Origin of the sequence: Paenibacillus enshidis (genome assembly GCF_042136365.1) — a bacterium.
Lineage (GTDB): Bacteria > Bacillota > Bacilli > Paenibacillales > Paenibacillaceae > Paenibacillus > Paenibacillus enshidis.
On record NZ_JBHHMI010000002.1, the window covers coordinates 24,211 to 36,621 of the forward strand.

Annotated in this window: 10 protein-coding genes; 4 read left to right on the plus strand and 6 right to left on the minus strand. The window is 47.7% G+C overall.

Annotation, left to right across the window (positions count from 1 at the left end):
- Window positions 1-134: 134 nt before the first annotated feature.
- From ACE41H_RS02665 to ACE41H_RS02680, 4 genes are all read right to left on the minus strand, one after another.
- Window positions 135-1,673: a solute symporter family protein gene (locus ACE41H_RS02665; protein WP_375353201.1), complete on the minus strand. Its 1,539-nt coding sequence runs from the start codon at window positions 1,671-1,673 to the stop codon at window positions 135-137.
- Window positions 1,670-1,984, minus strand: a complete 315-nt coding sequence (locus ACE41H_RS02670) for a DUF485 domain-containing protein (RefSeq protein WP_375353589.1) — start codon at window positions 1,982-1,984, stop codon at window positions 1,670-1,672. Before ACE41H_RS02670 ends, ACE41H_RS02665 begins: the two co-directional genes overlap by 4 nt.
- 263 nt (window positions 1,985-2,247) lie before the next feature.
- Complete coding sequence (locus ACE41H_RS02675; protein ID WP_375353202.1) at window positions 2,248-3,366, minus strand: NAD(P)/FAD-dependent oxidoreductase; 1,119 nt, start codon at window positions 3,364-3,366, stop codon at window positions 2,248-2,250.
- Between the two features lie 169 nt (window positions 3,367-3,535).
- A complete protein-coding gene (locus tag ACE41H_RS02680; RefSeq protein ID WP_375353203.1) occupies window positions 3,536-4,525 on the minus strand; it encodes an aldo/keto reductase in 990 nt (329 codons plus the stop codon).
- Between the two features lie 140 nt (window positions 4,526-4,665).
- Here ACE41H_RS02680 and ACE41H_RS02685 point away from each other — a divergent pair, with 140 nt between their 5' ends.
- The 4 genes from ACE41H_RS02685 to ACE41H_RS02700 all read left to right on the plus strand — a co-directional run bounded on the left by ACE41H_RS02685 (window position 4,666) and on the right by ACE41H_RS02700 (window position 11,015).
- Complete coding sequence (locus ACE41H_RS02685) at window positions 4,666-5,337, plus strand: TetR/AcrR family transcriptional regulator (protein ID WP_375353590.1); 672 nt, start codon at window positions 4,666-4,668, stop codon at window positions 5,335-5,337.
- Between the two features lie 272 nt (window positions 5,338-5,609).
- The gene (locus ACE41H_RS02690; RefSeq protein WP_375353205.1) at window positions 5,610-7,019 is read left to right on the plus strand and encodes an efflux RND transporter periplasmic adaptor subunit; all 1,410 of its coding nucleotides are present in this window, start codon (window positions 5,610-5,612) and stop codon (window positions 7,017-7,019) included.
- Window positions 7,012-10,119 carry an efflux RND transporter permease subunit gene (locus ACE41H_RS02695; protein WP_375353207.1) on the plus strand — a complete coding sequence of 1,036 codons (3,108 nt, stop codon included), beginning with the start codon at window positions 7,012-7,014 and terminating at the stop codon, window positions 10,117-10,119. Before ACE41H_RS02690 ends, ACE41H_RS02695 begins: the two co-directional genes overlap by 8 nt.
- Window positions 10,120-10,142: 23 nt before the next feature.
- The gene (locus ACE41H_RS02700; RefSeq protein ID WP_375353209.1) at window positions 10,143-11,015 is read left to right on the plus strand and encodes a TetR/AcrR family transcriptional regulator; all 873 of its coding nucleotides are present in this window, start codon (window positions 10,143-10,145) and stop codon (window positions 11,013-11,015) included.
- A 100-nt stretch (window positions 11,016-11,115) separates the two neighbouring features.
- Here the strand turns inward: ACE41H_RS02700 and ACE41H_RS02705 are convergent, their stop codons facing one another.
- On the minus strand, window positions 11,116-11,679 hold the full coding sequence (locus ACE41H_RS02705) for a patatin-like phospholipase family protein (RefSeq protein WP_375353210.1): 564 nt from the start codon (window positions 11,677-11,679) through the stop codon (window positions 11,116-11,118).
- A 23-nt stretch (window positions 11,680-11,702) separates the two neighbouring features.
- Window positions 11,703-12,335: a sporulation-specific diadenylate cyclase CdaS gene (gene cdaS, locus ACE41H_RS02710; RefSeq protein WP_375353212.1), complete on the minus strand. Its 633-nt coding sequence runs from the start codon at window positions 12,333-12,335 to the stop codon at window positions 11,703-11,705.
- Between the last annotated feature and the right edge of the window lie 76 nt (window positions 12,336-12,411).

Here is a 12,411-nt window from a genome sequence, read left to right on the forward strand (position 1 = left end):
ATCATTTCTTGTACTACGTTTTACGTCTAGGATTAGTTTCTTCCCAATCACCAAAAAAGAGAAAGCGACGCCATCATGGCGACGCTTCCAGTGACGATTCGTTTTTTAGATTTCAGAGAGTTCTTGGCGCAGGCTTACGATTGCAGGTCCTGAATCCCGGTGTTTGCTTTTACGAGAATCTCATCGAATTTCACGTCATCACGCGCGGAGGAGAAATACGTTCCCAGAAATGCGGCCAAAAATCCCAGCGGTATCGAAATAATACCCGGATTGGTAAGTGGGATCAGCGGCGTGCCTACTAGAATCGCTTTGCCCGCAACCGGGTTCCATACGTTAGGACTAATCATGACCAGGATGAGTGCGCTCAATAAACCGACCAGCATGCCTGTAACCGCTCCAGCAGTGTTGAATCGTCTCCAGAATACGGTGAAAACAAGCACAGGCAGGTTTGCGCTGGCCGCGACGGCAAAAGCAAGCGACACGAGAAAAGCGACGTTGAGCTTTTGCGCAAACAGCGCCAATAGAATGGAGATCACGGCAACTCCGACAGAAGCCAGTTTGGCAGCTCTTATCTGCTCCTTTTCCTCTGCCTTGCCCTTACGGATAATATGCGCGTAAAAATCATGGGCAAAGGCAGACGCACCGGACAACACTAGACCGGCAACGACCGCCAGAATGGTGGCGAAGGCAACGGCAGATACAAAAGCGAACAGGAATTCACCACCGAGCGCTTTGGCCAGAAGCGGTGCAGCCATATTGCCTGCGGCATTGGCTTCAACAATGGCACTTTCCCCTACGAAAGCGGCAGCTCCGAACCCGAGAAACAGGGTCAGCACGTAGAACAAGCCGATGATCCAGGTGGCGACAACGACGGACTGCCTCGCAGTAGGCGCATCTTTAACCGTAAAAAAGCGGATCAGAATATGCGGCAGTCCTGCAGTTCCCAGCACCAGCGCCAGATTCAGCGAAATCGTGTCCAGTCCGTTGGAAAACTTATTGCCAGGATGCAGGAAGGCTTCCTTCAGCGGCGTGGATGTCCGCATCTCATGAAACATTTGAGCGATATTAAAATCGAATTTGGCGAAGACAATCAGGGAAATAATAAAGGTGCCTGCCATGAGGAGTACACATTTGATGATCTGCACCCAGCTTGTCGCCGTCATGCCGCCAAATACGACATAAACGGTCATCAGCACACCGACAATGAGCACAGACATCGTATAATCAAGGCCTGGAATCAAAAGCTGGATCAGTGCGCCTGCTCCGACCAGTTGGGCGATCATATAGAAAATGGAGATGACAATGGAGTTCAGAGCGGCGACGCCGCGGATCTTCTTCGTGTTGAAGCGGGCCGCAATCATATCAGCCATCGTATATTTACCCAGATTGCGCAAAGGCTCTGCAATGATGTACAGCACAACCAGATAAGCGACAAGGAAGCCGATGCTGTAAAAAAATCCGTCAAAGCCAAACAGCGCAATCATGCCCGCAATGCCCAGAAAGGAAGCGGCTGACATGTAATCGCCGGCAATGGCCAGCCCGTTCTGCCAGCCGGTCAATCCGCCTCCGGCGGTATAAAACTCGCTGGCTGTTTTTGTTTTTTTGGAGGCATAGTAGGTAATAACAAGAGTACTGAGCACGATTACGAGGAACAGGAGAAATGCTGTATTCATAATGGACGCGCCCCCTCTTCCTTGTGATCTGTTTGCGCCTTAAGCTCGTTGCACATGGCGTCAAACTTGACCGACTGCCTGGAGTACAGATAACACAGCACCCAGGTCATAATGAACTGGGCGAAAGCAAACATCCACGCCCAGGTAACCGAGCCGAAAGCGGGCTGATTCAATACATCGGAGTAGGACGTCAAAATGGGAAGGGTAAAGTAAAACGCCAGAAAAAACACGGAAAGCGGAATAATGAACCTTTTTTTCTTCGCCATTAGATTGCGGAAAGTCTCCGTTTTGGCAGCTTCGCTGTATGTCATGCGCTTGTTGTCCAAATAAATTCCCTCCTTTGTACCCTAATGTACATCAGAAATCCATTGGTATGTAAGCTTTTTTTGACAAACATTCCCACCTCCTCCATCACAGTATACACAAATCAATAACCAAATATAAGCCTTTTCAAACAAGTCTGTACCTTACTTCAGTTCCATCCTACGATCAGGAGTGCCTCGCCAGTACAAGCATGATGATGGACAGGATACCATTGAGGACGTTATATCCCTTCTTCCAAAGAGGATTGGATTCAAGTCGCTGTTCCAATATCATATTCCTTTATATCGATATCAAGTTCCATTCCCAGTGCTAGCTTGGCCAGCTGGCTTCCGATAAAAGGCCCCATCGTCAAGCCGGACGCTCCAAGCCCGTTCGCTGTTATAAGTCCCTCCCAACCTGGAATCGTGCCGAGCACCGGCAGAAAACCGGGCGTAAAAGGCCGGAACCCCACTCTTACCTCCTGAAAAGTGCAGTTTGCCAAGCCAGGCGCCACTTCAAGCCCTTTATTCACGATTTCCTGAATGCCGCCTGCCGTAGCTCTTGTATCATAGCCTTGCACTTCGTTTTCATGCGTTGCTCCGATCACAATTTTCTGATGATCAAAAGCCAGCAAATATTGATCGGAAGGCGGCATGACCACAGGCCAACTGCTGGTGTCCTGCCGATCAGGAACCAGTAAATGCATGATTTGCGCTTTTTGAAAACGAACCTTAAAGTCAATGCCTAAAGGCTGCAGCAATGGATTTGCCCATGCGCCCGCACAAACGACGACTTCGTCAGCGAGGAAGCTGTCTGCACCGACCGCGACTCCTGTGACACGGGTGGACTGATATTGAAGCTTGGCATCCCCGTGGATCAGAACGGCCCCGTTTCTTTGTGCGGACCGAAGCAGCGCGTCGCGCAGTGCACGGCCATCGATGCGGGCGGCCCCGCTGATATGTACCGAAGAATAACTCTCCGCGAGCAGAGGGAAGGATTCACGTGTTTCTTGCTCATCAAGCCGGGTAATGTCACCGATTTCCGGTGCATCCCCTTTGCGAAGCCGTGCCCTCTCCTCCATCCTGCTGATTTTCTCCATATCCTCATGAATGCTGAGCGCACCCACTTGAGCATAGCCTGTCTCGGTTTCGCCCTCGCTCTGGAGCTCTTTGATCAACCCGGGGTAAAAACGCGCACCCGCCTTGGCCAGCCGGTACCAGGTCTGATTGCGCCGCTGTGAGAGCCAGGGGCAAATAATGCCGGCAGCGGCATCCGTTGCCTGTCCTTTATCTTTACGGTCCACAATCAGCACATCTGCACCCATTTTGGCCAGCTGGTATGCCGTTGATGCCCCGAGAATTCCTGCTCCAATGACGATGACTTTTTTCATAACTACATTCCTTTCCTGAATCGCTCCCTCCATTATAGCGAACACGGCAAGAAAGTTTAATATTCGTACGAATCTGTTTGACCTATAGCAAGAGACGCCCAAAAAAACTTATGCCACCCGGGGGTGCTAAATAAGAACCCGGGTGGCATAGTTCTGTTTTGTTTTTGTGTCAGTCTCTTGTAAAATTTTCGATCACTCCGGCGGGATATCGGCCGCCAGCTGACCCATGAGGAAGAATTTCAGCTATACGCCCCAGATCTTCTGCGGATAATACAATCTGGCTGGCACCAACATTTTCTTCAAGGCGTTTTATGCTTCGTGTGCCGGGAATTGGAACGATATTGTCACTTTGGGCTAACAGCCAAGCCAGGGATAACTGAGCTACAGTTATATTTTTGCTTGCAGCCAGTTCTCTAAGCTGTTGGACTGCATTCAAATTATAAGTATAGTTACTGCCTTGCCAACGCTCGTCCCAGCGGCGCATATCGTTTTCCGGATATTCCTCAGCCGGTTTGACAGACCCGGTCAAAAATCCTCTGCCTAATGGTGAGTACGGCACTAACCCGATCTCCAATTCTTTTAACAATGAAAGAATATTACGATCTTCAAGTTCACGCTCAAAAATAGAATACTCGCTTTGCAATACGGACACGGGCGTTACAGCATGTGCGCGGCGTATCGTATCCGGTCCTGCATTGCTCAATCCAAAATATTTTACTTTCCCTTGTTGGATCAACTCACCCACCGTGCCAGCAACTTCTTCAATCGGGACATTCGGATCTGGGATATGCTGGTAAAAAACATCGATGTAATCGGTCTGCAGATAGCGCAGGCTGTTCTCTGCCACTTTACGTATGTTGTCCGGGTGGCTGTTGAAGCCGGAGCCGACAGGTTCAACTGTCATATCAAAACCAAATTTTGTAGCAATTACAACTTGATCACGAATGCCTTGGACTGCTTTACCTAACACTTGCTCATTATGACCGTTACCGTATAACTCCGCTGTGTCAAAGAAATCAACACCGAGATCATAGGCACGGCGAATCGCCTCAATCCCCTCTTTCTCGTCAGATGGACCATACGCTATAGAAATACCCATGCAGCCAAAACCCAGTGCAGAAACACGTAATCCCTGTTGACCTAAAGATCGATATTGCATTCTCTTGTCTCCCTTCGTTATCGCTAACTATGGTATCATACAAAAAATACAATGTAAACAAATATTATATAATTTGTATATATCATATACGGAGCACATTATGTATTTTGTGTAGCAGAAAAGTTATAATATTAAACGGGGTGAATAAATTGAACAACAATATGATCCATGATGGCCATCATGAAACAAGAAGTAAACTCATAACGAAGCTGCTTCCTTACGTGAGGAAAAACGGGTTTCAATCGCTTACAATGGACGAAATATCCAAAATAATGAGCATCAGCCGCGCTACGTTATATAAGTATTTCTCTACTAAAGAAGATATTGTGGAATTTATAGTGGATAGCTTTGTGAAATATATTCATGAAATCGTTGATGAAACGACTGGAGAACAAATTGGTGTTCGATTTCAGCAAATTTTCGAACAGTCAGTAATGTTAATTCAATACCTCACAGATGTTTTCTTGAAAGAGCTGGAAGGTAATTATCCCGAGAAATATGAACGTTTAAGAGAGACATTAAAAATGCGCGAAAATCAAATACTAGATTTTTTCAATGAAGGAATGCAGCAGGGAATCTTTAACCATATAAACGGGAAAATCATCATTAAACAGGATGAGATTTTAAGAGAGATACTGGATGTAAAGTACTTGATGGAGAATAATCTTACAGTTTATAACATTATTTTCGATTACTACAATATAAAAAAAATACAATTATTTAAACCCGAACAACTTCAAACCTTAGACGATGGTATAATGATGCCTAAAATTGAGCATATGGCAAATAAAATAACCAAAAACCTCTTTTAGACCCTGCTGATTATCCCAAGCCCAAAGAAAAGAGGATTCAATCTCCAAACATTATCTAGGCAGAAAGCTACGACTCTTCATTTCCTGAAGGAGCGCAGCTTTCTGCCTAATTCTATTTGGGGCCTAATGGAAGCGCTCAAATAATATTGCTCCCTCTGCTTTCCCTCCCCTTATCGTTGACAAGCACACCTTCAAAAATCTATAATTTCTTTAATTAAACTATATAGTTTATTATTATACTTATAAGTTTATTTTTCGGGAGGAAGATCATTTTGTTAAAACGCAACCTTCACCTTTTAGTGATTGGCGCAATGCTGCTAACCAGCTCTGCATGCTCGTCGTCAGGTTCCACAGAAACCAGCACCGATGATGCGACCGGAGCGAATGTTACAACCACAACGGTCCAGAAACAATCGGGATCCGTCGTCAAAAATCTTTCCGGTACACTTGAAGCTTATAAAGAAGTATCCGTCGCTTTCGAGTTATCAGGCTTAGTTGAGCAAGCTTCCTTTGCGGTTGGAGATGTGGTCTCTCAAAATCAGGTGTTATCCAAATTGGATAGTGCTAGTTATCAGCTTCAACTGAAGCAGTCAAACAATTCTATTGCCGAGGCTCAGTCAGGTCTCAAAAATGCCGCTGCCGCGATGGCTGGCGCCGAAGCCTCCATATCCTCTGCCGAGGCTCAGATTTCTTCTGCTACTGCTTCATTAAACAAAACGGTTAAAGGAGCAAGACAACAAGAGCTTGACCAGGCCCGTACCAAGGTGGAACGAGCACAAGCGGCACTGACCAAATCCAGGACGGATGCGGCCCGTGTACAATCGCTTTATGAACAAGGAGTCGCCACTAAGGAGGAACAGGAACGAGCACAGCTGGCGCTCACGAATGCTTCCAAGGACGTTGAGGATGCGCGAAATGCCCTGTCCCTGCTGGAAGAAGGAGCTACCATGGAAGACCTGGAATCGGCAAAATCAGGAGTTGAACAGGCTCAAGCAGCCAAAAAATCGGCTGCCGCGACTCTGCAGCAGGCTGAAGCAGCACATGATCAGGCTTCTGCCCAGTATGAGCAAGCAATCGTGGCTAAAAAGGAGGCCGAGCTAGCTCTCTCCAAAACCTCTTTGAAATCTCCAATATCAGGCGTGGTTCTCGAAAAAAACGTGACTGCCGGTGAACTGGCCCCTTCCGGACAAACCGCTTACCGGATCGGACAAATCGACAAATTGAAGGTGCTGCTGCCTGTGCCGGATCATGAGATTGATCAATGGAACAAAGGGAATAAAGTGAGCCTGACCTTGTACGGTCAGGAACGGGAAGGAACGGTCAGCAGAATATACCCGGCTACCAATTCCGATACGGGCTCCATCAATGTGGAGGTTATTGTATCGAATCCCAAGCATGACTGGGCACCGGGCCAGGTGGTCCAAGCCGGTCTCAGCACTCAGCAAAGTGAGAAGCTCCTGATCCCTGCCAAAACTGTCCTTAGCAGCGGTAATGAGACTTATGTATTTAAAGTTGTAAATGATAAGGCAGTAAAAACGGTAGTGAAAGTTGGTAAGCTGTCCGGCAATAAGCTGGAAATTACGGATGGTCTTGCCGTTGGTGACGTTATTGTTACGACAGGCGCCAGCTCCATTTACGACGGTGCAGCCGTGCAGCCTGTGGAGGAACAAACCAATGATTGAATATTTTATCCGCAAACGGAAGCTGACCGTCTTTATCTTTGTTATGGCTATCGGTTTTGGAATTTTCGAGCTTACTCAGCTTTCCAGACAGGAAATGCCTAATATTATCCAAAAAACAGCAGAAGTCACTACGATGTATCCGGGCGCATCCCCCGAAAAGGTAGAGCGTGAAATTACCATTCCGCTGGAACAGAAATTCAGAGAAACGGAAAACATCAAAACGCTCGAATCCACCTCAGCATATGGGTTATCGACGATCCGGATTGAGACGGAGGGCACGGCGGACGCCAAAGCTGTCTGGGAGGAAATCAGGCAGAAAATCAATGATATCGAAGCTGCACTTCCTGAAGAAGCACAGAAGCCGGTCATCAATGAAAACCTGAATAAAACCTTCATTCATTCGTATGCCATCACAGCCGGTTCATCTGAAGAATTATATAAGCTGCATGATCTGGTGCGGAAATGGAAAGACCAGTTCAGTACCGTTGACGGTGTCTCCCAAATTATCGTTCAGGGACTTCCAGATCAGGAAGTACGGATCCAGATTGACGCAGCCCGGCTGCAGCAGTATCAGATTACCTGGGAACAATTCATGCAGGCGGTGCAAAATGAAAATGAGCGCAGTCCGCTCGGAGATCTGGATTACAATGAACTGACCTATCAGCTAAATGTGGACCAGTCGCAAAGTGCGGAAGACTTGAACCGGATTATGATCAAGCAAACCGCTGATGGGACCCCGGTATATCTGGAGGATGTCGGCACTGTACTGCTCTCCCACAGCCAGTCCGATTATCTGGCTTATTATAACGGCAAGCCTGCGGTCATTCTGACGATTATGGGCAACACTGGGGCAGATGTGGAGAAAGTCTTTGAAGCAGTTAATCAGGAAGTGGTCGCCTTAAAAGATACCCTGCCCCAGAATTATCAGCTGCAAACTCTGTTTTCACAGACGGATCGCGTAGCCGATATTTTCCATCACCTGTCACGGGAAATGATGTTTGCTATCGCTTCCGTTATTATTGTATGTACGCTGGGACTGAACCTGGTGACTTCTTCGTTTGTGGCGTTGGCCATCCCCATTTCTATCGCCATCGGACTGATCATTTTGCCGCTGCTTGGTGTTACGCTCAACCAGGTTACTGTCATCGGCTTAATTATCGTCATGGGCATTCTGGTGGATGACGCGGTCGTCGTTAATGACAATATTGAACGGAGACTGCAGACCCTTGGGGAATCTCCTGCAGAAGCGGCTCTGCGCGGAACGAAGGAAGTCGCCATCTCTATTTTAACAGCTACACTGGCTACTGTAGCGTCTTTTGGCCCGCTGCTCTTTTTGACGGGAGATGCCGGTTCATTTGCCAAACCGCTGCCTTACGCAGTTATCTTTACCCTGTTGGCCTCCATGCTGATGTCGCTGACCATCATCCCTATTTTCAGGGAATGGTACGGAACAAGACGTCGGCGCAATATGAAAAGAGAGCATACTGCCCGCCCATCGGGGCTGCTGGGCAGGCAAATTGACGGCATGCGCAATTTCTATTCTGGCAAGCTTATTCCGAAAGTGATTCAGCGCCCCGCCCTCTATGCTGCAGGCGGATTGCTGATCAGCACCCTGTTATACGGGCTGCTTGCTTTGATTCCGCTGGACCTTTTCCCGGAAACGGATGATCCGCAGGTAAGCATCAATGTGCGGACACCTGTGGGCACTTCTATTGAAGAGACCCGGGAAATTACGGCCGACATCGCCGGCTGGATACAGCAGCAGCCGAATATCCGGACCGTGACTTATGCGGCGGGCGGCAGCGCTCCCATGCTGTTTCAGGATATGACCGCCGATGACCGGACCGGTCCTACGGTCGGACAAGTTGCAGTTGTCGGTGTCGAAGGGAAATTCAAGGCAGATGAAGCCTTGGCGGAATGGTCTGCCGAGCTGAAGGAACGTTTTCCGGGCCAGTCCATCACACTCAAAATTCCCGAGATGGGGCTTCCGCTCGGCAAGCCGATCTCCATCCGGATTTCCGGCAATGATCTGCCTCAGCTGCAGAGCCAGGCGGATTCCGTCAAACGGGAAGTGTTGAACACGCCGGGTGCGCAAAACGTACATCACAGTATGGAAAATGAAAGTTATACCCTGGATTTCCAGGTGGATAAACAGGCTATGGACCATTATAAAGTCGGCTACAGCAGCCTGACCAATACCCTGCTGCTGCTGGGCAACGGGCTGCAATTCAGCGAATTTGACACAGGCAGCGATCTGATTCAAATGAAAATGAGTCTGGGCAAACCTGATGAAGACCCTGAGGTTCTGTTTCAGCAGCTGAATGTGACCAATGCGGCCGGAACACAAATTCCGCTGACACAGCTGGCAGAGATGAAGCCGTCTTTTGAAACCCAGCAAATAAATCATTATAATTTAAAGCGTACGGTCACCATCGATGCTGATTTATACGGCCGCACCGCCAACGAGGTTATGCGGGAAATACGAAATAACTTGCAAAGCACCTCCTTCCCGCCCGGATACAGCTGGGCCATTGGCGGTGAAGTGGATGGCCAGAATGATATATTGTCCGAAATAGCCAAGCTGTATGTGGTCGTGATTTTCCTGATTTTCCTGCTGATCTTCCTGCAGTTTTATTCTTTCTCCGCGCCAGCAATCATCATGACGACGGTTTATATGGCCGCAGCCGGCGGATTCATGGGACTGTTCATTTTAAGCATGCCGATCAGCTTCATGGGTATACTGGGAATGACGGCACTTGCGGGTATTGTTGTGCGTAACGGAATTGTGCTGATGGAGTTCATTGAGGACGCGCGCCGGGAAGGCGCCGATCTGGAAGAAGCGGTGGTCGGGGCCACCCATGCCCGTTTCCGCCCCATCCTGCTTACCTCTGTAACGGCCATTGTAGGCATGATTCCGATTGCAACCATTGGTGAGCTGTTGTTCAGGCCGTTGGCTTATACCATCATATTTGGTTTAATGTATTCCACCCTGCTCACCATGTTTGTCGTGCCTTCACTGTATCTGCTTGTCGCCAGATTCAAACTGAGAAGGCAGGCCGGAAAAGAAGCTGCGAATGTTCAGCATGACGTTACTATATAAATTTTTAGTTTAAGAGAGGGACCATGAAAAAAATAACCAGCGAAGAAATTATTCAGGCCGCCCTTTCCCTGTTTTCCGAGAAAGGTTATGAGGCCACTTCTGTGGATGAGATCGCCCGTCAAAGCGGTATGGTCAAAGCATCATTTTATAAATATTTTAGAAGTAAGGAAGAGCTGCTGCAGGGCACGATTGCTTTTGTTCAGGAAGATATGGAGAAGGAGCTGGAAAAGGTATATCTGAACTCCAGGCTATCTCCCCGAGAGAAGCTAACCCAGTTTTATATGATCGTCCTTGAGCGTGTTTACCAGAGTAAGATGCATCTGCTTTTTTTTTCCGTACCGCTGCTCGGCTCGACCGATGAGAAGATTGCGCAGGCTGTAGACAGTCTGGAGAACAGTTTATCCAACCGGATTCTGGACCTGATGATGAATCTGTACGGGGAAGAATGGAGCGACTATTATTACGATATTATTTTTGTCATCAAAAGCATGATCATCAGTTATGTACGAATGAGTGGTCAGGAGTTTCGCGCTTCTGAGCATCAACTGCTGGCTGACTTTGTCATGAGCATTACGGACATCCTGATGCAGGAAATGACCAATTCGGATCATCATCATGAAATCATGTGGAAGCCTTCTACGGAGGAACAAGGAAAACCGTGGAGCAAGTGGCAGCAGGTGGATTCGATTTTGCATCGTATGCACACCATTATTGAAAAACTTAATCTGCAGGATGCGGATAAAATTGATTACTTCAGCATCTTGGAGAAGCTGCAAAGCGAGCTGGCCGAAACATTACACGAAACCGCTCATGTCAAAGCTTTATTGCTCTTTCTGGAACAGGTGGCTGAACTGCGGGAATACTGTCAGGAGTTAAAAATTGTCTTAAATTCATAATTGCATGCATTCATCATTTCAATGCGTGGATATAAGACCTAACGGAATGATAATTTGCTATAGAGGATGGAGCTTCCGATGGCTCTATCCTCTTCTCCTCTCATCCTTCTGCAATAATCCGCGTTAATTCAGGGATCAAGGATTCGGCGGCTTCTTCACCCGCAGCAATACATTCTTTTATTTTGGTAAAATCAAAGGCCGCATATTGGCCTACTTCAGGGCGAATGACGAGATCGGCCATATGCAGGCTGCCATGCTTGCGTTCCGCCGTCATCAGGCTATAAGAGCGATAGACCACTTCAATCATGTTGCGTGGAGGTTTCTTTTCATGCTCACGGGCTACATCAACAGCGATAATGAAATCGACATCTTCCTTGCGCATGTCCGGAATTGGCAAGTTATTCAGCACACCGCCATCTACAAGCATTTGGTCGTTTAATATTAGAGGGGCAAACACCCCCGGAAAAGCTGAAGTTGCTCGCAGCACCGTTCCAAGATCACCTTTATCCAAAGTAACCTGCTTGCCTTCCATCAAGTCCACCGCTATCGCTTTAAAATGGACCGGAAATTGCTCAATTTTCAACCCTGCTTTATTCTGTTTCTCCAACAAATCCCCTATCACCTGAATGATCCCATTTCCCGCAATCAGGCCTATTTTTCTCATATGTCATCCCATCCTGTTGTCCGTTATATTTCGATTTCATCCAATGACTCAAGTCCGCTGACGGGATGAAGCGTTCCTTTATAAGCAAAGGAAGCCCTGCCAGTCTCTTCGGATACGACCAGCACCACTGCGTCTGATCGCTCCGTGAGCCCCAATGCGGCCCTGTGCCTCGTGCCCAGTTTTTGGTCGCCTACGATTTGGCTGGATAAAGGCAATACATTGGCGGCAGACACAATAATATCATTATGAATAAGAATTGCACCGTCATGCAGCGGATTTCCCGGATAAAAGATAGCCTCCAACAAAGAAAAGGTAACGGTTGCGCCAATCGGTATACCTGAGTGGATCATCCCCTCTAATGAATCATTGCGCTGAATGACAATCAGAGCGCCGTGCCTGCGGTTCATAAGATCCTGAATGGTGATGGACAAGGCTTCATAATTCATCGTAAAAGCGGATAAGTAGCACTGCAGGTAAAATGATGCAGCCAGGGACTCCGCTTTTTTGTAGGAGTCGCCAATTTTCTCAAATTCCGATAAATGGCATTCTCCCTCATGATCAATGGCTTCCGTGAGACGAAGTATGTCCTGGGCGATCAAATTCAGATATTGTTTTAACTCCATTTTTATGGGGGTGGCATCGCAATTTTTGGGCATAAGGCAGCACCTCATAGGTATACAATATTGGTCTCATTATGCCCGTATGGATCAGGTTAGATGCAGCGGTTTAATG

Coding starts and splice junctions, on each gene's coding strand:
- ACE41H_RS02665 (WP_375353201.1), bottom strand. CDS start 1,673: ATGAATACAGCATTTCTCCTGTTCCTCGTAATCGTGCTCAGTACTCTT.
- ACE41H_RS02670 (WP_375353589.1), bottom strand. CDS start 1,984: ATGACATACAGCGAAGCTGCCAAAACGGAGACTTTCCGCAATCTAATG.
- ACE41H_RS02675 (WP_375353202.1), bottom strand. CDS start 3,366: ATGAAAAAAGTCATCGTCATTGGAGCAGGAATTCTCGGGGCATCAACG.
- ACE41H_RS02680 (WP_375353203.1), bottom strand. CDS start 4,525: ATGCAATATCGATCTTTAGGTCAACAGGGATTACGTGTTTCTGCACTG.
- ACE41H_RS02695 (WP_375353207.1), top strand. CDS start 7,012: ATGATTGAATATTTTATCCGCAAACGGAAGCTGACCGTCTTTATCTTT.
- ACE41H_RS02700 (WP_375353209.1), top strand. CDS start 10,143: ATGAAAAAAATAACCAGCGAAGAAATTATTCAGGCCGCCCTTTCCCTG.
- ACE41H_RS02705 (WP_375353210.1), bottom strand. CDS start 11,679: ATGAGAAAAATAGGCCTGATTGCGGGAAATGGGATCATTCAGGTGATA.
- cdaS (WP_375353212.1), bottom strand. CDS start 12,335: ATGCCCAAAAATTGCGATGCCACCCCCATAAAAATGGAGTTAAAACAA.